Origin of the sequence: Streptomyces sp. 3214.6, from assembly GCF_900129855.1 — a bacterium.
GTDB lineage: Bacteria > Actinomycetota > Actinomycetes > Streptomycetales > Streptomycetaceae > Streptomyces > Streptomyces soliscabiei.
The window spans coordinates 462,078-484,353 of the sequence record NZ_LT670819.1 but is presented as its reverse complement, the minus strand read 5'-3'; the positions used below and the strand labels follow the sequence as shown (position 1 = coordinate 484,353).

General features: G+C 69.6%; 20 protein-coding genes and 2 pseudogenes. 13 read left to right on the top strand and 9 right to left on the bottom strand.

Translation table 11 applies throughout. The features are described from left to right. Positions 1 to 33: 33 nt before the first annotated feature. Together B5557_RS43485 and B5557_RS46070 are read right to left on the bottom strand one after the other, a co-directional pair. Positions 34 to 276, bottom strand: coding sequence for a DUF7134 domain-containing protein (locus B5557_RS43485; RefSeq protein WP_159424317.1), 243 nt, complete (start codon positions 274 to 276; stop codon positions 34 to 36). A 114-nt stretch (positions 277 to 390) separates the two neighbouring features. Further along, positions 391 to 975: an ATP-binding cassette domain-containing protein gene (locus tag B5557_RS46070; RefSeq protein ID WP_079657474.1), complete on the bottom strand. Its 585-nt coding sequence runs from the start codon at positions 973 to 975 to the stop codon at positions 391 to 393. A gap of 50 nt (positions 976 to 1,025) precedes the next feature. On the opposite strand from B5557_RS46070, the pseudogene B5557_RS44410 reads away from it, so the two are divergent. Further along, positions 1,026 to 1,380: pseudogene (locus B5557_RS44410) on the top strand (alpha/beta hydrolase). A 248-nt stretch (positions 1,381 to 1,628) separates the two neighbouring features. Here B5557_RS44410 and B5557_RS43480 read toward each other — a convergent pair. Both B5557_RS43480 and B5557_RS01985 read right to left on the bottom strand, forming a co-directional pair. After that, positions 1,629 to 1,781, bottom strand: coding sequence for a hypothetical protein (locus tag B5557_RS43480; RefSeq protein WP_159424316.1), 153 nt, complete (start codon positions 1,779 to 1,781; stop codon positions 1,629 to 1,631). Between the two features lie 382 nt (positions 1,782 to 2,163). After that, on the bottom strand, positions 2,164 to 3,051 hold the full coding sequence (locus B5557_RS01985) for an AraC family transcriptional regulator (protein ID WP_079657473.1): 888 nt from the start codon (positions 3,049 to 3,051) through the stop codon (positions 2,164 to 2,166). Between the two features lie 178 nt (positions 3,052 to 3,229). On the opposite strand from B5557_RS01985, the gene B5557_RS01980 reads away from it, so the two are divergent. From B5557_RS01980 to B5557_RS01965, 4 genes are all read left to right on the top strand, one after another. Further along, on the top strand, positions 3,230 to 5,062 hold the full coding sequence (locus B5557_RS01980) for a maleylacetate reductase and hydroxyquinol 1,2-dioxygenase domain-containing protein (protein ID WP_231976218.1): 1,833 nt from the start codon (positions 3,230 to 3,232) through the stop codon (positions 5,060 to 5,062). A 176-nt stretch (positions 5,063 to 5,238) separates the two neighbouring features. After that, on the top strand, positions 5,239 to 6,999 hold the full coding sequence (locus B5557_RS01975; protein ID WP_079657472.1) for an FAD-dependent oxidoreductase: 1,761 nt from the start codon (positions 5,239 to 5,241) through the stop codon (positions 6,997 to 6,999). 61 nt (positions 7,000 to 7,060) lie between these two features. Next, positions 7,061 to 7,462, top strand: coding sequence for a hypothetical protein (locus B5557_RS44405; protein ID WP_197697282.1), 402 nt, complete (start codon positions 7,061 to 7,063; stop codon positions 7,460 to 7,462). Between the two features lie 324 nt (positions 7,463 to 7,786). Beyond that, complete coding sequence (locus B5557_RS01965) at positions 7,787 to 9,052, top strand: MFS transporter (protein ID WP_079657471.1); 1,266 nt, start codon at positions 7,787 to 7,789, stop codon at positions 9,050 to 9,052. A 70-nt stretch (positions 9,053 to 9,122) separates the two neighbouring features. Here the strand turns inward: B5557_RS01965 and B5557_RS01960 are convergent, their stop codons facing one another. Continuing rightward, positions 9,123 to 10,082, bottom strand: coding sequence for a LysR family transcriptional regulator (locus B5557_RS01960; protein ID WP_079657470.1), 960 nt, complete (start codon positions 10,080 to 10,082; stop codon positions 9,123 to 9,125). A 121-nt stretch (positions 10,083 to 10,203) separates the two neighbouring features. Between B5557_RS01960 and B5557_RS01955 the strand changes: the two genes are divergently transcribed. The 8 genes from B5557_RS01955 (at position 10,204) to B5557_RS01920 (ending at position 18,224) form a co-directional block, all read left to right on the top strand. Further along, positions 10,204 to 11,190, top strand: coding sequence for a fumarylacetoacetate hydrolase family protein (locus B5557_RS01955; RefSeq protein WP_079657469.1), 987 nt, complete (start codon positions 10,204 to 10,206; stop codon positions 11,188 to 11,190). After that, positions 11,187 to 12,146 (top strand): cyclase family protein, encoded by a 960-nt coding sequence (locus B5557_RS01950; protein ID WP_079657468.1) that lies wholly within the window; start codon positions 11,187 to 11,189, stop codon positions 12,144 to 12,146. The genes B5557_RS01955 and B5557_RS01950 overlap by 4 nt, the downstream gene beginning before the upstream one ends. A gap of 170 nt (positions 12,147 to 12,316) precedes the next feature. Further along, the gene (locus B5557_RS01945) at positions 12,317 to 13,453 is read left to right on the top strand and encodes an FAD-dependent oxidoreductase (RefSeq protein WP_079657467.1); all 1,137 of its coding nucleotides are present in this window, start codon (positions 12,317 to 12,319) and stop codon (positions 13,451 to 13,453) included. After that, positions 13,450 to 14,448 (top strand): amidohydrolase family protein, encoded by a 999-nt coding sequence (locus B5557_RS01940; RefSeq protein WP_079657466.1) that lies wholly within the window; start codon positions 13,450 to 13,452, stop codon positions 14,446 to 14,448. Before B5557_RS01945 ends, B5557_RS01940 begins: the two co-directional genes overlap by 4 nt. A gap of 14 nt (positions 14,449 to 14,462) precedes the next feature. Further along, positions 14,463 to 15,401: a VOC family protein gene (locus B5557_RS01935; protein ID WP_079657465.1), complete on the top strand. Its 939-nt coding sequence runs from the start codon at positions 14,463 to 14,465 to the stop codon at positions 15,399 to 15,401. Positions 15,402 to 15,522: 121 nt separating this feature from the next. After that, entirely contained in the window at positions 15,523 to 16,494 is a 972-nt protein-coding gene (locus tag B5557_RS01930; protein WP_079657464.1) for a fumarylacetoacetate hydrolase family protein, read from the top strand. Next, on the top strand, positions 16,491 to 17,234 hold the full coding sequence (locus B5557_RS01925) for an SDR family NAD(P)-dependent oxidoreductase (protein WP_079657463.1): 744 nt from the start codon (positions 16,491 to 16,493) through the stop codon (positions 17,232 to 17,234). Before B5557_RS01930 ends, B5557_RS01925 begins: the two co-directional genes overlap by 4 nt. Before the next feature lie 99 nt (positions 17,235 to 17,333). After that, positions 17,334 to 18,224, top strand: coding sequence for a MerR family DNA-binding transcriptional regulator (locus B5557_RS01920; RefSeq protein WP_079657462.1), 891 nt, complete (start codon positions 17,334 to 17,336; stop codon positions 18,222 to 18,224). Positions 18,225 to 18,867: 643 nt separating this feature from the next. Here the strand turns inward: B5557_RS01920 and B5557_RS01915 are convergent. From B5557_RS01915 to B5557_RS01905, 4 genes and pseudogenes are all read right to left on the bottom strand, one after another. Continuing rightward, entirely contained in the window at positions 18,868 to 19,758 is an 891-nt protein-coding gene (locus tag B5557_RS01915; RefSeq protein WP_079657461.1) for an NmrA/HSCARG family protein, read from the bottom strand. 83 nt (positions 19,759 to 19,841) lie between these two features. After that, positions 19,842 to 20,282, bottom strand: coding sequence for a MarR family winged helix-turn-helix transcriptional regulator (locus tag B5557_RS01910; protein ID WP_079664532.1), 441 nt, complete (start codon positions 20,280 to 20,282; stop codon positions 19,842 to 19,844). Between the two features lie 198 nt (positions 20,283 to 20,480). After that, positions 20,481 to 20,612: pseudogene (locus B5557_RS42470) on the bottom strand (alkene reductase); the annotation flags it as partial. A 757-nt stretch (positions 20,613 to 21,369) separates the two neighbouring features. Continuing rightward, positions 21,370 to 22,131, bottom strand: a complete 762-nt coding sequence (locus B5557_RS01905) for an ATP-binding cassette domain-containing protein (RefSeq protein WP_079664531.1) — start codon at positions 22,129 to 22,131, stop codon at positions 21,370 to 21,372. Positions 22,132 to 22,276: the final 145 nt, after the last annotated feature.

The following is a 22,276-nucleotide window of genomic DNA, read 5'->3' as shown; positions in this document are numbered from 1 at the left end:
TTCCAGGACGGCTCCGGCCAGGAGCGTGTGAGGCTAGGGGAAGCGCTTGGCCACCGTGTACAGGGCGACCAGCAGAGCCACGTCGGCGGGCAGAGGCTGGACGCCGATGAGCCACTGGGCGGAGGCAGCGGTGGCCACCGCGCCGAACACCACGAGAGGTGCACGGCCCCGCCACACCAAGGGCAACAGCAGGGCCACCTGAAGGACCAGCAGCCCCGGGGGCTGAAGCTCCGGCCAGGGGCTGACGCTCGCGACGAAGAGCAAGGCTGTCAGCAACGCATCGAATGCGACGGGCGGTATCTGGGCCCGCCCCCGCAGCAGTACATACACCGGCCGTGCTGACCGCGCGATAGTGAAGGTGGCGTACCTCACGAAGCCACCCCTTTCTCACTACACGTCCCGTCGTTTCAGTGCCACCACGGCCCCGGTGAGGACCATGACCGCATAGAGACAGAAGACGGTGAACCCGGTCCAGGGCGCCAACATAGCCGAGTCCTTCTGGAGGAGGGTGAGCGCCCGCCCGGCGTTGCTCGGCAGGTGGGGGAAGACCTTGTCCGCCGTTGCGGAAGGAAGTGTCTGCGTGAGAATCGCCAGGACCAGCACCAGACCGAGGACCGTGGAGAGGCTGGCCGCCGTATTGCGCAGCAGCGTGCCGATCCCCACGCTCAGTACCGCGAGAACTGTCAGGTACAGGGCGGTGCCCAGGACCACGCGGGTGACCCCGGGGCACTCATGGTGGTGCTCTGCACGCCCCTGGAGGACAGGATCGCTTGGCTGAGCAGGCAGGCGGTCAGGGACGCGGCGGTCATCAGGCCCCAGATCACCGTCGCGTACGCGGCGGCCTTGGCCCACAGCACCGGAAGTGGGAACGTCCAGGCCCAGGATCATCCACATCGTGGTGGACTTGCCGACGCCGTTCGGCCCGAGGAATCCGGTGACGAGGCCGGGCCGGACGGTGAAACTGAGATCCGCCACAGCGGTCTTCTCCTCGTAACGCTCGGTGAGCGCTCGGGCCTTACCGGGACATCCAGGCCCACCGCTCCGATGAGCCGCTGTTCGGACCGCTGACCCGCAACATCACCCCCTGTTCGTTCTGGCCGACCGCACCCGCAGAACCTGCCACGAAGGTCCACAACCAGGTCCCGGTCCTGATGGTGGGTGCTGCCGGCGACCCGGCGGCCGTCTATTCGGGCCAGCAGGTGGCACACCGGCTCCCGCCTGGTCGCCCTGCGCGGCGCCTTCCGCCACACCGTGTACGCAGGACTCTTCGCCCCGCAGAACCAGTGCATCGACGACACCGTCAACGGCTACCTGATCGACGGCGAACTGCCCAGCACCAATGCCACCTGTCCCGTCACGCCATCGTCCAGCGAGGGCTGAGGTTGCGACCGCACTGAAGACGAGCCACTTCGACCGTAGAAGGCCTGGTGGTGAACGTGCGTCCGGACGAGCGGATCGAGCCGGATGGCGCGACGAAGCTCGCCGTGACGGCGGCGGCTTGCCGAGCGGTGGGCTGGGACTTCCAACGGGTGGACACGCCGGAGGCGGCCATCCGAAGCGAGAGCCACTGCGTGCACCGTTTCACAAAACGCTAATTCCGGTCCGCTCTGCCAGCAGGTGGCCAGGTCCTACACCCGCCCCGTCCCATTGTTGCCCCCTGTGACGGCGACCGGACAGCCATCCATCACCCCCGTCGCCAGCACCCACACCCAGCCGGTGTGGCCGGTCAGCGGTTCACCGACCTGCTGGCCACGGTCGCCCTCGGCCAGGGCCTGCGACATGGCGGAACGGGTCTTCAGCAGCCAGGCCGAGTTCGATCCAGAACGCGCTGCCCCAGTGCGCGGCGACGAGGAGCAAGGCCATTTCACGGACGCGGTCGCTGAGCGAGGACTGGTGAGCGCACCGCCGCACCCACGGCCTGCAGCGCGGCTCCGACCGGAGGACTGAGGAGCATCGCGTTGAACGGCCCCCGAAGCCGTCCTTCGCTGTCGGTGAGGGCGAAGACCTGGGGACCCGCGGCGCGTGGGCCTCCGGAGATCGACCGGCAGACCGCCGCTTGTTCCTCGCTCATGTCCCCGGGAAGAAACCCGGCCAGGCGGGCGACCATCGTCGCTCCCTTCGGCCGGTGCCGGGGAACTATAGCCCGCGGCTCGCCGGCAGGTGTCAGCCCTCGCGGCGCAGTGCGGCCGGCGTCGTGCCGAGGTGGGAGCGGATCACTCGGGTCAGGTGTTCCTGGTGGGAGAAGCCGCAGGCGGCCGCCACCTGGGCGATGGGCATGGATCCGGCACGCAGGAGGCGGGCGGCCCGCTCCACGCGCAGCCGCACGAGGTACCGGTGCGGAGGGCACCCCGTGCGAGCCGTGAAACGCCGGGCGAACTGGCTGACACCGAGCCCCACGGCCGAGGCGAGGTCCTCCAGCGACAGCGGCTCGGAGAGCCGGGCGTCCATGAGTTCCCGAACGGCCGTGAACTGCCGGTCGCTCAGGCCCACTCGCCTCTGCGTCGGCTCGGTGACGAGGTGCCGCACGCTGTGGCGGCGGGCCAACTGGGCCGCGGTCATGAGCGCGAGCTGATCCGCATAGGTGCTCCCGCTGGGTTCCCAGCGCCGTACGACACCGTCGAGCGCCAGAACGAGCTGCTCCAGCAGCGGATCCGTCGTGCCGAACTCCTCCTTGAGCCGCACCGGCCGGCCGTCCCCCGCCGTCTCAGCCGTCGCTTGGAGAGCCGCGTCCGACAGGTAGACGTGCACCGTGTTCAGATGGCCGCCGAGTTCCACGTCCAGCTCCGTGTCGGCCGGATGCAGGAACAGACCACCGGGCGGCACCTGTCGTGTGGCCGTCAGCCCCCGGCGTCCCCTGCGAACCGTGACGGGGCCGTCCAGATGAAGGATCACCAGGTGGCTTTCGGCTCCCTGAAATGCGTCCCGATACGGCAGTTCCCGTTGCGTCGACAGATACAACCGCTCCCAGCCGAGTCCCATGCTCGTGCGGACGGGACGCACCCCGGGCCGCGTCAGGATGCCGTGGGTGTCACTGAGGCCCATCTCGCTCATGAGGCCCTCCTTCGGGGCGCAGTCCTGCTGCCCTCCGGCACAGTCGGGCAAGCACGGACCGAGCCGCGGCCGACGCCGTTTTTGTGCAAGGCGATGCGGAGATTATGCAGGAACGGCCGGCGCACGGGCTCGAATACTGCGGGAGACCCCCTGACCCCGCAGCACGGAGAGCAGCTTCATGAGGAGTTTTGTGCACACCACCGGCCCGAGCCGGGTGGTCTTCGGCGCGGGCACGCTTTTGCAGGTCCGTGATGAGGCAGAGCGTCTCGGCGGGACCCGGGTACTGCTCCTCTCCGACGGGTCACCGGCCCTGCGCAAGGACACCGAACGGCTCCGCGAAGCCCTGGGCGACCTGGCGGTGGCCGAGTTCGACGGCGCGGCCATGCACACGCCTGTCGAGGTGACCGAGCGGGCGCTGGCCCTGCTGCGCGACCGGGACGTGGACTGCCTGGTGGCGATCGGCGGCGGTTCGACGACCGGTCTCGCGAAGGCGTTGGCGGTCCGCACGGATCTGTCCCAGGTCATCGTGCCGACCACCTACGCCGGATCCGAGGCCACACCCGTGCTCGGCGAGACGGCGGACGGCCGCAAGGTCACCCGGTCCTCGCCCGCGATCCTGCCGGAAACGGTCGTGTACGACGTCGAGCTCACCCTCGGGCTACCGGTCCCGATGTCGGTGACCAGCGGCGTCAACGCACTGGCCCACGCCGTGGAAGCCCTCTACTCACCGGACGCCACCCCGGTCACCGACGCCATGGCCTTGGAGGCGGTCGCCGCCATCGCCCGTGCCCTCCCCGCCCTTCACGACGACCCGTCCGACCTCCAGGCGCGGGCGGAACTGCTCCAGGCGGCGTGGCTGGCGGGCACCTGCCTCGGTGCCGTCGGCATGGGACTGCACCACAAGCTCTGCCACACGCTGGGCGGCACCTTCGGTCTCCCGCACGCCGAGACCCACACCGTGGTCCTTCCGCACGCCATGGCTTACAACGCGCCCGCCGCACCCGAGGCGATGGACCGCATCGCGCGCGCCTTGGGCGTGCCCGACGCCCCCACCGGCGTCTTCGACCTGATCCACCGGGCCGGCGGCCCGACGTCGCTGCGGGGTCTCGGCATGGCGGCGGCGGACCTGGACCGCGCGGCGGAACTGGCCACCGCACAGCCGTATGCGAACCCGCGCGAGCTGACCCGCGACGGCATCGCGCACCTGCTGAGGAACGCGTGGCAGGGCGGACGTCCCCATGGCACGGTTCCCGACCTGCGCCCGCTGACCGACGAGGTCGTGGCCAGCTTCGACGGCTGCGCGAACCCGCGCCTGAAGCAGCTGCTCACCGATCTCGCCCGCACCCTGCACGCCTACACGATCCGCAACGACCTCACCCCGCAGGAGTGGCAGCGGGCCATCGACTTCCTCACCGAGGCCGGCCACATCACCACCGATACCCGGCAGGAGTTCATCCTGCTCTCCGACACCCTCGGCGTGTCCAGCGTCGTCGACGCCCTCGCCAACTCCCGTAACCCGGACACCACTTCCTCCGCGATCCTCGGCCCCTTCTACGTGGCCGGGCCGCCCGCCGGCGAACACGGCAGCGACATCGCTGAAGGGCTCACGGGCACGCCGATGCGGGCGGACATCAAGGTGACCGACCAGGAAGGGGAGCCGGTCGCCGGCGCCGTGGTGGACGTGTGGCAGTCCAACGAGGACGGCTTCTACGACGTCCAACTTCCGGACCTCGACGGGCCGGTGCTGCGCGCCCGGTTCACCACGGATGCCGCCGGGCGGTTCACGTTCTGGTCGATCCTCCCCTCGGAGTACCCGATCCCGGACGACGGACCGGTCGGCAGGATGCTCTCCGCCGTGGGCCGCCATCCCTACCGCGCCCCGCACGTGCACTTCCTCATCGACGCCCCCGGCCACCAGCCGCTGATCACCCAGCTGTTCGTGCGTGGCGGGGCCTACCTCGACGGAGTCCCCGGCAGCGGGACGCGGTCTTCGGCGTCAAGGACGACCTGATCACTGACTTCCTCCCGCGCACCGGTCCGACGCCCGACGGCCGGCTCCTCGACGGCGAGTGGCGCCTGCTCGAGTTCACCTTCCGCATCGCGCGCCTCGGCGACTGAGCACGCCTCGGGCGCCGCACAGCACGCAATCCCTGACGTGTTTCACACAGCTTCCCGGAGACAGACAGCATGAGCACGCCTGAGAAGTACGACACCGACGTCCTGGTGATCGGCAGTGGACCCGCCGGCGGCACCGCGGCCTTGCTGCTGGCGACCTACGGTGTGCGCACCCACCTGGTCACCAAATACGGATGGCTCGCCGACACGCCGCGCGCCCACATCACCAACCAGCGTGCGATGGAGGTCTTCCGCGACCTCGGGATCGAGCAGGAGGCCCTGGAGAAGGGCACACCGAGCCGCCTGATGGGCGACACCGTCTTCGCCACCTCCCTCCTGGGCGAGGAGATCGGCCGCATCCGCACCTGGGGCACCGGCGACGAGAGCCTGACCGAGTACGCCTCCCAGAGCCCCTGCGGCATGATCGACCTCCCGCAGACCTACCTGGAGCCCATCCTCCTGTCCAACGCCGCCAAGCGGGGCGCCGTGGTCCGGCTGAACACCGAACTGATCGACTTCGAACAGGACGCGGACGGAGTGACCGCACGCCTACGCGACCGGCCCAGCGGCGCCGAACACACCGTTCGTGCCCGTTACATGATCGGCGCCGACGGCGGTCGCAGCATCGTCGCTGACAAGCTCGGTCTGCCGCTGGAAGGGCAGATGGGCAAGGCCGGCAGCATGAACATCGTCTTCAGGGCCGACCTCACGCACTACGTCGAACACCGGCCCAGCGTCCTGTACTGGATCATGCGCCCGGGCGCCGACGTCGGCGGGATCGGCATGGGCCTGCTGCGCATGGTCCGGCCGTGGAACGAATGGCTCATCGTCTGGGGCTACGACATCGACAACCCCCCGCCCACCGTCGACGACGAGGCGGCGGCAGCGATCGTCCGCGACCTCGTCGGCGACGACGAACTCGACGTGCAGATCGACAGCGCCTCACTGTGGACGGTCAACCACGCCTACGCCACCCGGCTGCACGCCGACCGCGTCTTCTGCGCCGGGGACGCCGTCCACCGGCACCCGCCGTCCAACGGCCTCGGCTCCAACACCTCCGTCCAGGACTCCTACAACCTGGCGTGGAAGCTGGCAGCCGTCCTCAAGGGCCACGCCGGGCCCGAACTGCTGGACACCTACTCCGACGAACGAGCCCCGGTCGCGCAGCAGATCGTCGAGCGCGCGAACCTCTCCCGGGACCAGTTCCTGCCCCTGTTCGATGCGCTCGGCGTCGTCGGCGGCGACGAGGAGGGCATCACCAAGGCCCTGCACGCGGCGCGGCAGCCGGACGCAGAGGGGGCGAAGAAGCGGCGGGCCATCCGCGAGGCGATCGAGCTGAAACACTACGAGTTCAACGCCCACGGCGTCGAGCACAACCAGCGCTACGCGTCAGCCGCTGTCATCCCTGACGGCACAATCGAGGCGATCTCCAGCGACGGAGAACTCTTCGGCCGCCCCACCTCCCGCCCCGGCGCGAAGCTGCCGCACGCCTGGCTCGTCGACGACAAGGGAGGGCGCATCTCGACGCTCGACCTGGTCGCCAGAGGCAGCTTCTCGGTCGTCACTGGCCTCGCCGGAACATCCTGGGCCGACGCGGCCGACATTCTGGCCCGGGAACTCGGCCTGGACCTGCGCGGTGTCGTCATCGACCGCGACGCCCACGACGCGTACGGCGAGTGGAGCCGCCGCGCGGAGATCGACGAGGAGGGCGCGCTGCTGGTCCGCCCGGACGGATACGTCGCCTGGCGCACACCGGGCGGCGCCACCGACCTCACTGAGGCGACCGATCTGCTGCGGCAGGCACTGACCGCGGTGCTCTGCCGAACCGCATGACGCGTCGTGCCACCGCTGTCTTGACACCGGCGCGAACGCCGCGGCCCATTTGAGGGATGCGGTGATCGCCGCGGTGATGTCGGCTGGACATGCCCAGGGCGCGGTCGGGTGCCGCGGACAGACGGGCCAGGAGGCCGTACTCCGCGTGTGCCATGCCCGCGTCGCGGCGCAGCTGCTGGACGAGGTGGTCGCCCAGCAGGGTCGAGCAGTCCATGAAGTTGATCCAGGCATGCATTTCCTCGGGGGGCCCGGTTCCGGCTCCACTGCCACCTCGTCCGCGCCGCCCGCCCAGCGATCCGGCTTCCTGACCGCGGTCGGAGGCCTGCTTGCCGCAGCTGTCACCGCTTGTTCGGGGAACGCGATTGTCGCCCTGCTCGCCCGTGCGGCTGGCGCGTCGCACGACTTCGCCCCGCTGACCCCACGGGCCTACGTGCCGCTGAGCGTGGTCGGCGTCGTCCTCTGAGCCATCGGCTGGACGGTCGTCCGCCGCATGGCCAAGAACCCCGCGGGACCTGTCCCCTGACGCTTCCCGGGACACGGTTGTCTGCACATGCCTTGAACAGTGCTGTCACCACGGTCATCCACGGTGTGGATGATCCGGATACGAGATTCGGATCGTTCGGGGGATGGCAGCGGGGCCGCAGGGGGCCCATAGTCGTCCCGACCCGCACGTACTCGTAGGCCGCTGTCCGGACCAGTGGCCGACGTGCGGCCACTCCCAACATGCCGTGCGCCGTCAGCGCCCCTAAGGCATGTCCGCGTCCGTACGCCGTCCCCTGGAGTCGCCATGCCTGGTTCCGTCCCGCCGTCCGCGACCGCGGTCGACGATGTCGCGTCGCCTGCCGCCGCTGTCTCCGGCCCGGCCCATCTGCTGCGCGTGACCCTGCTGATGGCGGGCAGTTGCCTGCCGATCCTCGGGGCGGTGCTGATCGCCCCGGTGCTGCCGAAGATGCAGGACCACTTCGAGTCCACCCCGGGGGCCAAGGCGCTGGTTCCCCTCGCGCTGACCGTCCCGGCGCTGGCGCTGGCGCTGCTGGCCCCCTTCGCCGGGGTGATCGTCGACCGGCTGGGGCGCAAGCGCCTGCTGATCGTGGCGACTCTCCTGTACGCCGTGTTCGGAACGGCCCCGCTCTACCTGGACTCCCTGGGCGCCATCATCGCCAGCCGTGCCCTGGTCGGCGTCGCCGAGGCCGCGATCATGACGTGCTGCACCACGCTGATCGGCGACTACTACAGCGGCCCGCGGCGGGTGAAGTACCTCGCCCTGCAGACCATGTGCGCTTCCGCGTCGGCCACGGTCTTCTTCGTGATCGGTGGGGCCGCCGGGTCGGCGGGCTGGCGGGTGCCCTTCTGGGTGTACGCCGTGAGCCTGGTGCTCGCCCCGTTGATGGCGACCGCTCTGCCAACACCGGCGGCCCGCGCGACCGTGGACGAGCTCCCGGCCGAGGCGGAAGCCCACCGCGCCTTCCCGTGGCGGCAGTTGCGGGGCATCTGTGCCCTCACCTTCTTCGGGGCGATGGTGTTCTACACCGTCCCGGTGGAGATGTCGTACCTGCTCGACGATCTCGGGGTGAAGAACTCCGGGGTGATCGGCCTGGCCACCGCGGTCTCGAGCGCCGCCACCGTGGGCGGAGCCGTCACGTTCACCCGGCTGAAGCGCTCCCCGGACCCGATGCTGCCCGCCGTCCTGGCGCTCTGCGCGGCCGGCTTCGGGGTGATGTTCCTGGCGGGCAACGCCCCGCTGCTGGTTGTCGGGGCCGTGATCAACTGCGTGGGCACGGGCATGCTGTTGCCCGCCCTCCTTACCAGCGCCATGTCCCGTCTGGCGTTCGAGGACCGCGGCCGGGGCACGGGGCTGTTCATGGCGGCCTTCTTCGGCGGTGAGTTCGTCTGCCCGCTCATCCTGCTGGCCGTGGAGTCCGCGGTCGGAAGTCTGGCCGGTGCGGTGGCCGTGCTGGGGCTGGCCGCCGCCCTCCTTGCGGCGGGGCTGTTCGCGGGCCGCCGCCGTGTCGATGCCGTAGACCCCCGTCCGTTGCCGGAGCAGACGGCCTGACGGACGTACGCTCCATCGGGACTGCCACGGTGTGCCGCAGCGAGGTTGCGGCACACCGTGGCCAGCCGTGTCAGCGCGGCGGTGCCGCATGCGACGCCTCCCCGCGCCCCTCGAGGACGTCGCCGTTGGCCGTCAACGTCGCCCCCACCTCCGCCGCCTTCTGCCGCAGCCAGATGTGGGCAGCGTCTTGGGTGTGCACGGGGTGCCACCACATCGCCTCCTGCACCGGTACGGCCTCGAACGGGCAGGGCAGGACGCGTACCGCGGCGGCGCGGACTGCTGTGCGGGCGAGGCGTTCCTGGATCATCGCGATCCGGTGGGTGCCCTCGATCATGTGGGGCAGCAGCTGGAAGGTCTGCACGGACACCTCCACCCGGGGGCTGATGCCGATCATGCTGAGCTGGCGGGCGGCCGGGGCGTCGTAGGGGCGTTGGTATACGGCCCAGGGAAGCCGGGCCAGATGGTCGAGGGTGAGCTCGCCGCGGACCTCGGGGTGGTCGTCGGCGACCAGGCACAGCCAGCGGTCGCTGAAGAGGTCGACCGCGGGCAGACCGTCGATGACGCCGTGCGGCATCAGCAGTCCGTCGACGGTGCTCAGCACGGTCGCGGTGTTCTCCACGACGGAGGGCGCCGGGTGCTGGAAGGTGAGCCGGATCCCGGGTGCCTCGCGGTGCAGGGCGCGGGCCAGGGCGGCCCCGAACACGGCCGCGCCGTAGTCCGATGCGAGCAGGGTGAACTCGCGGGTCTCGGCCGTCGGGTCGAAGTCGGCCTGGCTGGTGAAGACCCGCTCCAGCAGGTCGCAGGCGGTGGCGCTGCGGTCGCGCAGGGCGGTGCCGAGAGGCGTCAGTTCATAGGAGTTGCCGGTCCTGGCGAGCAGTTCGTCGTCGAAATGGCGGCGCAGCCGGGACAGCGCCGCGCTCATCGCGGGCTGGCTGAGTCCGATGCGCTCGCCGGCCCGGGTGACGTTGCGCTCCTCCAGAAGTGCGCGGAGGGCGACGACCAGGTTGAGGTCGAGACGGGACAGGTTCACCGGGCACCACCTGGACAAGAGAGAGATATTCATGGCGTGGATATGCATCATCCACAGGATTCATTTCCGCGATCTGAGGATCCAGGTCAGAGTAGACCGCAACTCAGCGGGAGGAAATCTCATGGCAACGCTCGCGCAACCCGTCGGCCTGTTCGCGCTCGGCACGCTCTCCGCGTCTGACGGAAGACGGTTTCCCAGCCTCGTGGTCCGGGACCGGGTGCTGGACCTGAGCCAGGCCCTGGCCTGGGAGCCTGCCGATATGCGTTCCGTGCTGGAACGGTGGGAGGAGACGCTTCCCGTTCTGCACACCCTCGCGGGCGAAGACGCCCTGGAGTGGCAGTCGCTCGACAGCCTGAGGGTGCATGCCCCGGTGGAGCCCCGACAGATCTTCCAGTCCGGCGCCAACTACCGACAGCACGTCATCGACCTGGAGGTCGCCCACCGCTCCCCGGACGACCCGCGCACGGTCGAGGAAGCGCGAGAGGAGATCGCCGCGGTCATGGACCGGCGGGCCGCGGAGGATCTGCCCTACGTGTTCATCGGCCTGCCGAGCGCGATCACCGGCCCGTACGACGATGTCGTCCTGCCCGTCTGGGCCGAACAGCCCGATTGGGAGCTGGAGTTGGCAGCCGTCGTGGCCAAGCCCGCCTACCGGGTTTCCGTCGAGGAGGCGCTGGAGTACGTCGCCGGGTACACGATCGCCAACGATCTCACCGACCGGGCCACCGTCTTCCGTCGGGACATGAAGGCCATCGGCACCGACTGGCTGCGCAGCAAGAACGCGCCCGGCTTCACGCCGCTCGGCCCCTGGATCGTCCCCGCCGGATCGATAGCGGACCCGGGTGATCTTCGGGTCACCCTGAAGCTCAACGACGAGACCATGCAGGACGAGTCGACCAAGGACATGCTCTTCGGCATCGCCCGCCTGGTGTCGTACATCTCGCAGACCGCCCGGCTGCTGCCGGGGGATCTGGTGCTCACGGGCTCCCCGGCCGGCAACGGGATCCACTGGAGGCGGCTGCTGCGCGACGGCGACGTCATGGAGGGCTCGATCACGGGGCTGGGCGTCCAGCGCACCCGCTGTGTCGCCGAGGAGGCAGCGACATGATCGACCGTACGGATCCCGAGGGCGCAATCGCCGAGGCCGCCAAGAAGTACTCCAACTGGGGCCGGTGGGGTGAGGACGATGTGCTCGGCACGCTCAACTTCCTCGACGAGGCCAAGCGGCGCGAAGGCGCTGCGCTCGTGCGCCGGGGAATCAGTTTCTCGCTGTCACAGTCCTTCGACATGAACGGCCCGCAGAAGGGCTGGCGGCGGCGAACCAACCCCGTGCACACGATGCTCGACACCGGCACCGACGCGGCCCTCGGCAACCAGGGCTTCCCGCACGGCATAGGCGGTGCCGACGACGTGATCGCGATGCCGTTGCAGTGCTCGACCCAGTGGGACGGGCTCGGGCATATCTTCGATCACGGCAAGGCGTGGAACGGGCGGCCGGCGGAGAAGGTGGTCACCTCCGACGGCGACCTCGTCACCGGCATCGAGCACATGGCGCCGTACGTCGCCGGGCGCGGGGTGCTGCTGGACGTGGGCCAAGTGATCGGCGCGGACGGCGAGCTGCCGGACGCGTTCGCGATCACCGAGGAGCATCTGACCGCGACCGCCGAGGCGCACGGCGTGAGCGTGGGCCGCGGGGACATCGTCCTGGTACGGACCGGGCAGCTGGCCCGCGTGCGTCGCGAGGGCTGGGGCGACTACGCGGGCGGCCCGGCGCCGGGGCTGTCGTTCGCCACGGCCGGCTGGCTGCACGGTACCGACATCGCCGCGATCGCCACGGACACCTGGGGCTTCGAGGTCCGTCCCAACGAGTTCGACCACGCCTTCCAGCCCCTGCACCAGGTCGTCATCCCGAACATGGGCCTGCTGATCGGCGAGATGTGGGACCTCGACGCCCTCGCCGCCGACTGCGCGGACGACGGCGTGTACGAGTTCTGGCTCACCGCCGCGCCCCTGCCCATCACCGGCGCCGTCGGTTCTCCCGTCAACCCCGTCGCCGTCAAATAGCCCGCAGAACCGGGCCGGATGCGTCCTCCCCGGACAGCAGCGGCGCATTCGGCCCCCATCCGCTCCACCCGCCGAGGGTGATTCACCAGAGCACCTGGCCCGCCCTCGCGGCGGGCGAGCCGCACCCCGCCGCCCGAAGCCGCGCGGCCCAACCTCGGGAGGATCCCGACATGGCAGACAGCCCCACTCGCAGAGTCCTCGTCATCGGCGGTGGCGCCTCCGGCAACGCCGTGACCATTCTGCTGCGCCGCGCCGGTATCACCGTCGACCTCATCGAGGCCAAGCCCGACTGGAACGCGACCACCGGCTCCGGCATCACCCTCCAGGGCAACGCCCTGCGCGTGCTGCGCGAACTGGGTGTCTGGGAGCGGGTGAGCACCTCCGGCTTCCCCTTCGGCACGCTGGGCATCACCACCCCCGACGGCACGGTGCTGCACATCGCCGAGGACATCAAGACCGGGGGTGACGACCTGCCCGCCACCGTCGGCATGCAGCGCCCGCAACTCCAGCGGATCCTCATCGACGCGGTCCGCGCCTCCGGCGCCACGGTCCGGCTGGGTACCACCGCCGAGTCCCTGGAGCAGGACGCCGACGGTGTCTCGGCGCGCTTCAGCGACGGCACGGAGAGCCGCTACGACCTGGTGATCGGCGCCGACGGCCTCAACTCCGCCACTCGCTCCGCGATCGGCATCACCGAGCGAGCCGAGCCGACGGGCATGGCCATCTGGCGCATCGCCGCGCCGCGCCCCGAGGGCGTGGAGCGCAGCGACCTCGCCTATGGCGGTCCGGCCTACATCGCCGGCTACACCCCCACCAGCGAGCACACCATCTACGCCTTCGTCGTCGAGGGATGCCGCGAGCGTGCCTCCATCGACCCGGCTGCCTACGCCGACGAGATGCGCCGACTGGCGCAGGCCTATGGCGGAGCCTGGCCGGAGATCACCAAGCACATCACCGACCCGACGAAGGTCAACTACACCTGGTTCGACCGGCTACTGGTGGAGGGCTCCTGGCACCGCGGCCGGGTCGTGCTGATCGGCGACGCCGCCCACTGCTGCCCGCCCACCATGGCCCAGGGCGCGGCCATGTCCCTGGAGGACGCCCTGGTGCTCGCCGAACTGCTCACCAGCGGACAGGCCTGGGACAGCGAGCTGCTCCAGAGCTACTACGAGCGCCGCATTCCCCGGGTGCGGACCGTCGTCGAGGCGTCCATGCAGATCGGCCGGTGGCAGCTGGACGGTGTGCGTGACGCCGACATCCCCGGGCTGATCGGACGCACGATGAACTTCCTCAAGGAACTGCCGTGACAGTGCCCACCGTGGACGTGCACGCGCACGTCCTGCTGCCCGAGGTCGACGCCCTGGTGGCGGACCTGCCGGGACTGGCCGAGGCCCGGGCCCTCGACGCCCGCCGCAACGGACCCGCGGCCCTCGCCGTCAGCGGCCCCATGGTCCGCGAGTGCGCCCCAAGGATGATCGACGTCACCGCACGGCTGGCCGCGATGGACGCCCAGGGTGTGGACGTACAGCTGGTCAGCCCGTCCCCCTCGCACTACCACTACTGGGCGGACGAGGAGACGGCCGAGAAGGTCTTCCGGCACGCCAACGAGGCGACGGCCGCCCACTGCGCCCAGGCTCCCGGACGGCTGCACGGACTCGGCCTCGTCCCCCTGCAACACCCCGAGCAGGCCGTACGCGCCCTCGAACACGCCCTGGAGCAGGGCCTGTTGGGCGTCGAAATCTCCAGCCACGCCCCTGGCCGCGAGCTCTCGGACGCCGCGTACGCACCCTTGTGGTCCCGCGCGGAGGAGACGGGCGCCGTCCTCTTCCTGCACCCCTTCGGCTGCACGCTCGACGAGCGCCTGGATCGCTGGTACCTGTCCAACGTCGTCGGCCAGCCGGTGGAGAACGCGGTCGCGCTGTCGCACCTGATCTTCTCCGGCGTACTGGACCGCCACCCGGGGCTGAAGCTGATCGCCGCCCACGGCGGCGGCTACCTGCCCACCCACATCGGCCGCTCCGACCACGCCTGGTCCGCGCGGTCGGATGCGGGCGCCGGCTGCGCCCACCCGCCCAGCAGCTACCTCAAGCGCCTGTACTTCGACTCCCTCGTGCACGACCCGCATGTCCTGCGGGAACTCGTCCGGGCCGCGGGTGCCGATCGCGTCCTGCTCGGTTCCGACTACGCCTTCGACATGGGCACCGCCGACCCCGTCACCGCCCTGCGCGCCGCCCGGCTGCCCGACCCCGACTTCCACGCCATCCGCGGCGGAAACGCCGCCGCGCTTCTCAACCTCTCCTGAGGAGGGCATCCCACATGTCCAACCGTCTGCTCACTCATCTGCGGCATGTCGACCTCGCTGTGCCCGACTACGACAAGCAGCTCGACTTCTACTCCGGTGTGTGGGGGCTGACCCGGGTTGCCGAGGATTCCGGCATCTCCTTCCTGGCCGCCGAGGGTTCCCCGGAGCAGTATGCCGTCCGGCTGCGCAAGGCTGAGGAGAAACGCCTGGACCTGGTCTCCTACGGCGCGGCGAGCGCCGCCGACGTGGACACGCTCGCCGAGCAACTCCTCGCGGGCGGAGTGCAGTTGATTTCGCAACCGGGCAAGGTGGAGACGCCCGGCGGCGGTTACGGTTTCCGCTTCTTCGACGTCGACGGCCGCACCATCGAGGTCTCCGCCGATGTCGAGGTACGGCAGCACCGCAGGATCGAGGAGAAGGAGTCGATCCCGGTCAAGCTGTCGCACGTCGTGCTGAACTCCCCGGACCTGGACAAGACCAGGGCGTGGTATGAGGAGCACCTGGGCTTCCGGCTGTCCGACACGCTCGGCCATCCGCACATCGGCGACGTCATGCACTTCATGCGGATCAGCAACCAGCACCACTCCATGGCCATCGCGAAGGGACCGCACACCTCGCTGCACCACATCTCCTTCGAGATGCGAGGCATCGACGAGTACATGCGCGGCTCCGGGCGCGTGATGCGCGCCGGCTTCAAGAAGATCTGGGGGCCGGGCCGGCACATGGCGGGTGACAACACCTTCACCTACTTCCTCGACCCGCACGGCAACACCGTCGAGTACACGACGGAGTTGGAGCTGTTGGACGAGGACACCTGGCACCCGCACGTCTACGACTTCTCCAAGCCCGAGGTCACCGACCAGTGGGGCACCGCCAACCCCATGAACGAACTGGTCACCAAGGAGTCCTTCAACGACGTCGACCGCGGCGTGTTCGTCGCACCGCCGGTCTGACCGGCGAAGCCCTCAGTCCCCGGGGGCGCGGTGGCCCTGTCACCGCCCTGACTCCCACGCCGCGCCCCCGGCCTTCGCGCCCATCCGCACGCCGACAGCCGACAGCCGACAGGAAACCGCCATGCGCTTCGCCGCGTACGAGTACCGAGACCGACGCCACGTGGCCGTCGTCGAAGAGGACGGCACGCTCTACCCTCGCCCCGGTGTCGGCTCCCTGACCGGCCTGCTGGCTCAGGGCGGCGGCCTGCCGGAGCTACTGGAGGCGGGCTCCGCCACGCTGGACATCCCGGCCGGCCCCCATGTCTCCGAGGTACGGCTGCTGCCCCCGCTCCAGCCGCCCACCGTGCGGGACTTCGTCACCTTCGAGGAGCATGTCGAGGGCGTACGGCGCTCCGTGGACGGCACCGCAGGCGTACCGGAGCAGTGGTACGCGGCCCCGACCTTCTACTTCACCAACCCCTACGCGGTGTACGGCCCGCATGACGACATCCCCATGCCGCCCGGCTCGACCGTGCTCGACTTCGAACTCGAAGTGGCCGCCGTGATCGGCAAGGAGGGCCGCGACCTCACCCCCGAGCAGGCCCGCGACCACATCATCGGCTACACGGTCTTCAACGACTGGTCGGCACGCGACCTGCAGTCCGCCGAGATGAAGGTGGGCCTCGGCCCGTGCAAGGGCAAGGACACCGCCACCACGCTGGGCCCGTACCTGGTCACCGCCGACGAACTGGAGAAGTACCGCGACGAGGACGGCTTCCTGCGCCTCGCGCTCACCGCCTCGGTCAACGGCGAGACCGTCGGCACGGACCTTCTCTCCAACATGAGCTGGACCTTCGAGGAGATGGTCGCCTACGCCTCGCGTGGGACCCTCGTCCGTCCCGGCGACGTCCTCGGCTCCGGCACCTGCGGCAACGGCGGCTGCCTCGCGGAGCTGTGGGGCGTACGCGGCAGACAGGACCCGCCCCCGCTGAAGCCCGGCGACACGGTCACCCTCACCGTCGAAGGCATCGGCAGCGTGTCCAACACGGTCATCGCCGGAGCCGCCCCGATCCCGCTGCCGACCGGCCGGCGCCGCTCCCGGGAGCGGCCGTGACCGACCTCCACCCCAAGCGGCTTCTCGGCAAGGTCGTCGTGATCACCGGCGCCGCCCGCGGCCAGGGCGCCGCCGAGGCCGAGGCACTGACCCGTGAGGGCGCCCGGGTCATCGCCACCGACGTGACCGAGGCACCTGGCTGTCGCCGGCTCGACGTCACCAGCGAGAAGGACTGGGCCGAACTCGCCGCCGAACTGGAGGAGTCGTACGGACAGGTACACGGCCTGGTCAACAATGCAGGCATCACCTGGCGTGCCCGCCTCGACGCCGTACGCCCCGAGGACATGGCCCGGGTCCACGCTGTGAACGTCACCGGGCCGCTCCTCGGCATCCAGCACCTTGCACGGCTGATGCGCCCCGGAGCGTCGATCGTGAACGTCGGCTCCTCGGCGGCCCTGACCGCCCACTACCCGGTCGCCTACACCGCCAGCAAGTGGGCACTGCGCGGCCTGTCGGCCACCGCCGCCATGGAACTGGGACCGCGCGGCATCCGCGTGAACACCATCCACCCCGGCTTCATCGAGACCGACATGACCGCCTCCGCCGCCCCCGCTTTCCGCGAGGCCAACCTCGCCGGGACACCCCTGGGCCGCACCGGAACCGTCGACGACATCACCCCGCTCGTCACCTACCTCCTCTCCGACGAGTCGTCCTTCATCACCGGAGCCGAGATCCCCGTGGACGGCGGCCTCACCGCGCACGTCGGCGCCAAGCCGATCTCGGACGCCGTACGCGACTAGTAGGGCCTGGCTCCGGTGATACCTGGATGGGGTTGTTGCACATGCCGTAGCGGCATGTGGTGGGGTCGGGGCACCACAGCACGAAAGGCTCTGTCTGCGATGTACCCCTCCCTCACGCCTCCCCGGCAGGTCAAGATCGGTGATGCCGCTGCGTTCGCCGGGATCACCCCACGCGCCATCCGCCACTACCACGAGATCGGTCTGCTGCCGGAGCCCGAGCGCGGCGGGGACGGCCGCCGCCGCTACGGCTATGACGACATGACCCGCCTGCTGTGGATCCGCAAGATGGCTGATGCCGGTATCAGTCTGGACGACATGCGGGCCGCCTTCGGCGAAGCCCGGGACGAAGCTGGAGACGAAGCCCTGGACCAAGCCTCGGATATCGAGTCGGTCCTGAGCAGGCTGGAGGACACCTTGGCGGCGCAGGAGGCCGCCATCAAACGTCGGCGCGCGGCTGTCCAGCGCCTGCAGGCGGTGGGCAGCCCGCTGGGGCTGCTCTCCGAACTGGTCACGGACCGGCTCAGCCACCTGCCCCCGGGCGCGTTGCGCCCCTCCGATCTGGACGCCCTGCTAGTCACAGAACGGATCTTCGGGCCGCTGGGCGCCGCCATCCAGGCCGGCACGTTCATCGTGCTGGCCACCCACCCCGAGCTGCGGGCCGAGGAGGACCGTCTTGAGGCGGCCGAGGCCGCCCTCGACGAGGGCGTCGAACCCGACGACCCGCGCGTCGAAGAGCTCGCCGTACAGCGATGCGCTCACCAAATGGCCCTGAATCAGGCCATCGAGGCAGTTGGTCTCGACGCGGCCGAGGAGAAGATCTTTGAGATCTACGACGCCGACCTGAAAGGGGAGGAGGGCAGAGAGATGAGTGCCGCCGCAGCGATCACCAAGATGCCCTACGACTTCTCTCCTGCCCGGATGCGCTGCCTGGAACTCGCCGGACGACTCTTCGGCGAGGCCCTTGCCGACGCCTACTCCGCGGACAGTTGATCGCCCGTTCCTGGCACTGACGTGGCCCGACAACCGGTCACGTCCATCCGCATGTGACCGGTCGGGTCAGACGTCGAGCCCGGGCCGTAACCAAGAGTGACATCACAACTGGCCGTACGTGGGGATTCCGAACTGGCCGCTGACACCCAACGGAACCGCAAGTTGACATCCATAGGGGCATCAACAGCTTCTCACCGAATCTGATCCATGCTGAGCGGCGCTGAACTGCGGTGGATCAGATTCGGTGAGACATGAGGTAGCTGACCATATGTCAATGAAGTTGATCCGCCTCTGGTCAGACGGAAACAAGGCCTCAGCGGCGGTCAGAGACGCGCCGAGCACCGTTGCGGATGGCCGGCACGGTCAAGCCTGTTCCGGCCATCCGCTATACGGGTCCAGACGCCGGCGCGGCGGCCTCGCGGGCTTAGTCGGTGAGGTCTTTTGGTTGGCGGCCCGGGGCCTCCTGGACGTGGATCTTTACCTCGCCGTCGACCGGCGGCCTCTCGACAACCAGTGTGCCGGTGTCGGCCTCGGGCACGTCCCGGGAGCTTCGTGACTACTTCAACTGTTGGTGGATGCGTTGCCGTGCCCAGAGCGCCGAGACCGTGGGCACGATCGCGGGGCGTTCATCGCGGCCGGAGGCTCAGGAACCAGCCATGTTTGTGGGCGCGGTCCAGCCGGTGGATCGGATCCACTCGACCAGGTCCAGGGTGGCCGGCTCGATCGAGCGCACCACCGCGAGGTCCGAAGGGTATTCCGCCGCTTTCGCGAACTGGCGGAACATCGCCTTGTCGAGGTCGTTGGGAAGCACGCTCAACGGCAGGGCCTCGTACCGTGCCGGGAGTCCGGCGTGCGCGCCGAACGCCGCGGCGATCTGGGGGCCTGTCAGCTCGTCGCCGACGAGCTCGACGGCTCCGGCGGGCGCCTTCGCGGTGTCGAGCAGGAGCGCGGCGGCGACCCGGCCGATGTCCCTGACCGAGATCATCTTCAGGGCGGCGTCCTCCGGCAGCGGCAGCCTCAGCACGATCTCTCCGTGCTCCAGGCTCGGTGCCATCACGCTCGCGAAGTTCTCCATGAAGGCGGTCGCGCGAACCATCGAGGCCCGCAGGCCGGACTTCCTCAGGTGCTCCTCGATCCAGTGCTTGGAGTCGTGGTGCGGCACACCCGACTCCCGGTCCGCTCCGATGACCGAGTTGAACACGACGTGCGGGACGCCCGCCTCGACCGCCGCGTCGACGAGCGCGGTACCGATGCGGATCTCCGCCTCGACCTCTTCGAGGCTGTTCGCCTCCGGGGTCATGAAGTAGAACCCCTCGACCGCCGTCAGCGCGGCGGCCGGCGACGCCGGGTCGTCGGTCCGGATGGCCGCCAGCTCGACGCCGCGGGCGGCCAGCGCCTGAGCCCGGTCGGACTGCGGGTTGCGGACTAAAGCCCGCACCCGCGCCTTGTGGTCCAGCAGCGCGTCGACCACCGCCCCGCCCTGTTGCCCCGTCGCGCCGAAGACTGCGATCGTGCCGGTCGTCTGTGTGCTCATCGCTGCCACCCTTCACTAGTTCACGCCATGAACGAAACTAGTTCATGGCATGAACTACGTCAAGGTGCGGGTGTAGCGGGACCTCACGGTGTGATGGGTTGGTTCGAGGTGGGCGAAGAGAGGTCCGAGGTGTCCACGATGGCGGTGGCCACGCGCTCGAAGTCGCGCTGGTCGTCGGCGTCGAGGTTCCTCGCGATCTCGGGCAGGCGCTTGGCGACCGCGGCGTAAACGGCCTCGCCGAGCACCTTCCCCGTGGGCGTCGCTCTGAGCATGACGACCCGTCGATCCTGCGCCGAGCCTGCCCGGCCGACCAACTCGCGCCGCGCGGTGCGATCGACCAGCTGGCTCAATGCGTTCTTGGTCATACCCAACGACGCGGCGAGGTCAGCCATCTGCCGCGGCTCGTTCCTGACTGCGCAGAGCAGCGTGGCCTGCGAGGGGGTCAGGTCGAACTCGGCGCAGATCTGCGCGTACTTGCGTTGAATCACAACCGAGAGCCAGAAGAGCTTGTCGCCATAGTCCACGCCGGCCTCCCCCGTCCGATGATGAACGATCAGCCTACTCGTCGCGGGCCGGCAGACCACGCCACTCACCAGGAGATGCACACCTCTGCGAGACCGGCCCGGCACTCCTACCCCAACCACTTTGATCGACTTACCCTGTCCCTTCACCCTCAGGTGGCGCCTCTACCGGCGCGCGACGGGTCGCGCGCCGGTGCCATGTCACTTCTGTGCCGCGTCGAGGGTGCGGTAGTCGGTGTATCCGGTGTGGTCGCCGCCGTAGAAGGTGGCCGGGTCGGCCGCGTTCAGCGGGGCGTTCGCCTGGAGGCGGGCCGGCAGGTCCGGGTTGGCCAGATGGGGGAGGTTCGAGGGCAGCACGAACGCGTTGCGGCATTCGAGGCAGCGGGTGGGGGCGACCGGGCAGAGCTGGCCGGCGCGTCTGTAGGGAGAGGCGAAGAGGTCCAGGCCTTCGCCTCCGACGCCGCCACGGCGCCCGCGAACGCTTGCGATCGGATCACCGGTTCGGCCAAGGCGTTGATTTGGGATATTGCTAGAGCGCTGTCGGGTCGTTACTGCCTGTATTGGAGGAGGTCGAGTGGGGCGTGCTGGTGCTGTTGGTGTCGCTGCGTCGAAGGCGCGCACCTGGTTGTCCGCGGGGTGGCTCACGTCAGGGCTTGGAGTGCGGGCGCGTCTTCGATCGTGAAAGCGCTGAGCAGGGGATCGGCCGCATCAAGGTCGTCATCCCCCGCATCGAGCGGATCGCCTCCTCCATCGCCACCACGCCCGGTAGACGTGTGACCGCCGTGAGCAGCGGAGACAGGCACCGACGTGGATGCGGAGCACATGGTGCGCCTCCATCCGGGTGCACGGGTCGCAGGCTCGAGGGAACCGGCCTCGGTATCGCAGAGGTAGGCCGGCGCGACTTCGAGCATCAACTCGTTGATCCCGTGCGCGCTGGCGGCGAGACCGTCGACGACGCGGCGCAGCGCCGCCCGCGGGATCCGCCGGCGGCGTAGACGGGACGGTACGGACGTCGCGGACGGCCTGGCGAACCACCGCGCGCACCGCCGGCACTTTCCGGTCCCGCGTGGGGTTGCGGGTCCTGCGTGCGTCAAGGGCTGCTCGAGATCCCTGTGATGGAGGAGATGATCCGGTCCTGAGATGTGGTCGGTACATCGAAGAAACCGTTGTTGTAGCCGAGCCGCAGTACCGCGGCCCGGTCCGCGACGGCCTTGACGTCTCCCAAGTTGTGACTGATGAGGATCACCCCGATCCCCTGTTCGCGGAGCTTGTCGACCAGGTCGAGGACATGGCCTGCCTGCTGTTTGCCGAGTGCCGCGGTGGGCTCGTCGAGTAGGACGGCCTTCGGTTTGCCCAGGAGCGCCCGAGAGATCGCGACCGTCTGCCGCTGGCCTGCCGACAGCGTGGCGACGGGGGTGCGCATGTCGGGGACGCGAATGCCCAGTGCGTCCAGCTGCCGACGTGCCTCTACGCGCATGCTGTTCTTGTCCATGTGCCGGAAGAGGCGGCCCAGGGCACCGGGGCTTCTCCGCTCCCGGCCGAGAAAAAGGTTCTCGGTCACATCGAGGCCGTCGCACAGCGCCAGGTTCTGATACACGGTCGCGATACCGAGGTGTTGGGCGACCTGAGGGGTCCTGATCTGCACCGGCCGGCCCTCCCACTCGATGACGCCGGTATCGGCCGGTGCGACGCCCGCGATGACCCTGACGAGGGTGGACTTGCCAGCGCCGTTGTCCCCCAGAAGGGCAACGACCTCGCCCGGGTGGACTTCCAGCTCGACGTCCTTCAGGGCCTGCACGGCACCGAACCGCTTGGAGATGCCACGCAGTGCGAGCAGCGGCGAACCGGTCACGCGCACCTCGCCTCCTCCGTGCGTGCAAGCTCTCGGCGGAAATCCGCCCTGTGGTAACGGTAGGTCAAAGCTCGCTTACGTTATCTTTCGGAATAGTCTCGACATATGAGGCAGAAGTGGCGATCGTGGGGCGTTGGGCCGGCCA

Bases quoted from the DNA above. Each gene is read 5' to 3' on its own strand.
- B5557_RS01950 (WP_079657468.1), top strand. From the start codon at position 11,187: ATGATCGACCGTACGGATCCCGAGGGCGCAATCGCCGAGGCCGCCAAG.
- B5557_RS01935 (WP_079657465.1), top strand. From the start codon at position 14,463: ATGTCCAACCGTCTGCTCACTCATCTGCGGCATGTCGACCTCGCTGTG.
- B5557_RS01965 (WP_079657471.1), top strand. From the start codon at position 7,787: ATGCCTGGTTCCGTCCCGCCGTCCGCGACCGCGGTCGACGATGTCGCG.
- B5557_RS01955 (WP_079657469.1), top strand. From the start codon at position 10,204: ATGGCAACGCTCGCGCAACCCGTCGGCCTGTTCGCGCTCGGCACGCTC.
- B5557_RS01980 (WP_231976218.1), top strand. From the start codon at position 3,230: ATGAGGAGTTTTGTGCACACCACCGGCCCGAGCCGGGTGGTCTTCGGC.
- B5557_RS01915 (WP_079657461.1), bottom strand. From the start codon at position 19,758: ATGAGCACACAGACGACCGGCACGATCGCAGTCTTCGGCGCGACGGGG.
- B5557_RS01945 (WP_079657467.1), top strand. From the start codon at position 12,317: ATGGCAGACAGCCCCACTCGCAGAGTCCTCGTCATCGGCGGTGGCGCC.
- B5557_RS01985 (WP_079657473.1), bottom strand. From the start codon at position 3,051: ATGAGCGAGATGGGCCTCAGTGACACCCACGGCATCCTGACGCGGCCC.
- B5557_RS01930 (WP_079657464.1), top strand. From the start codon at position 15,523: ATGCGCTTCGCCGCGTACGAGTACCGAGACCGACGCCACGTGGCCGTC.
- B5557_RS43480 (WP_159424316.1), bottom strand. From the start codon at position 1,781: ATGTCGCAGGCCCTGGCCGAGGGCGACCGTGGCCAGCAGGTCGGTGAA.
- B5557_RS01975 (WP_079657472.1), top strand. From the start codon at position 5,239: ATGAGCACGCCTGAGAAGTACGACACCGACGTCCTGGTGATCGGCAGT.
- B5557_RS01920 (WP_079657462.1), top strand. From the start codon at position 17,334: ATGTACCCCTCCCTCACGCCTCCCCGGCAGGTCAAGATCGGTGATGCC.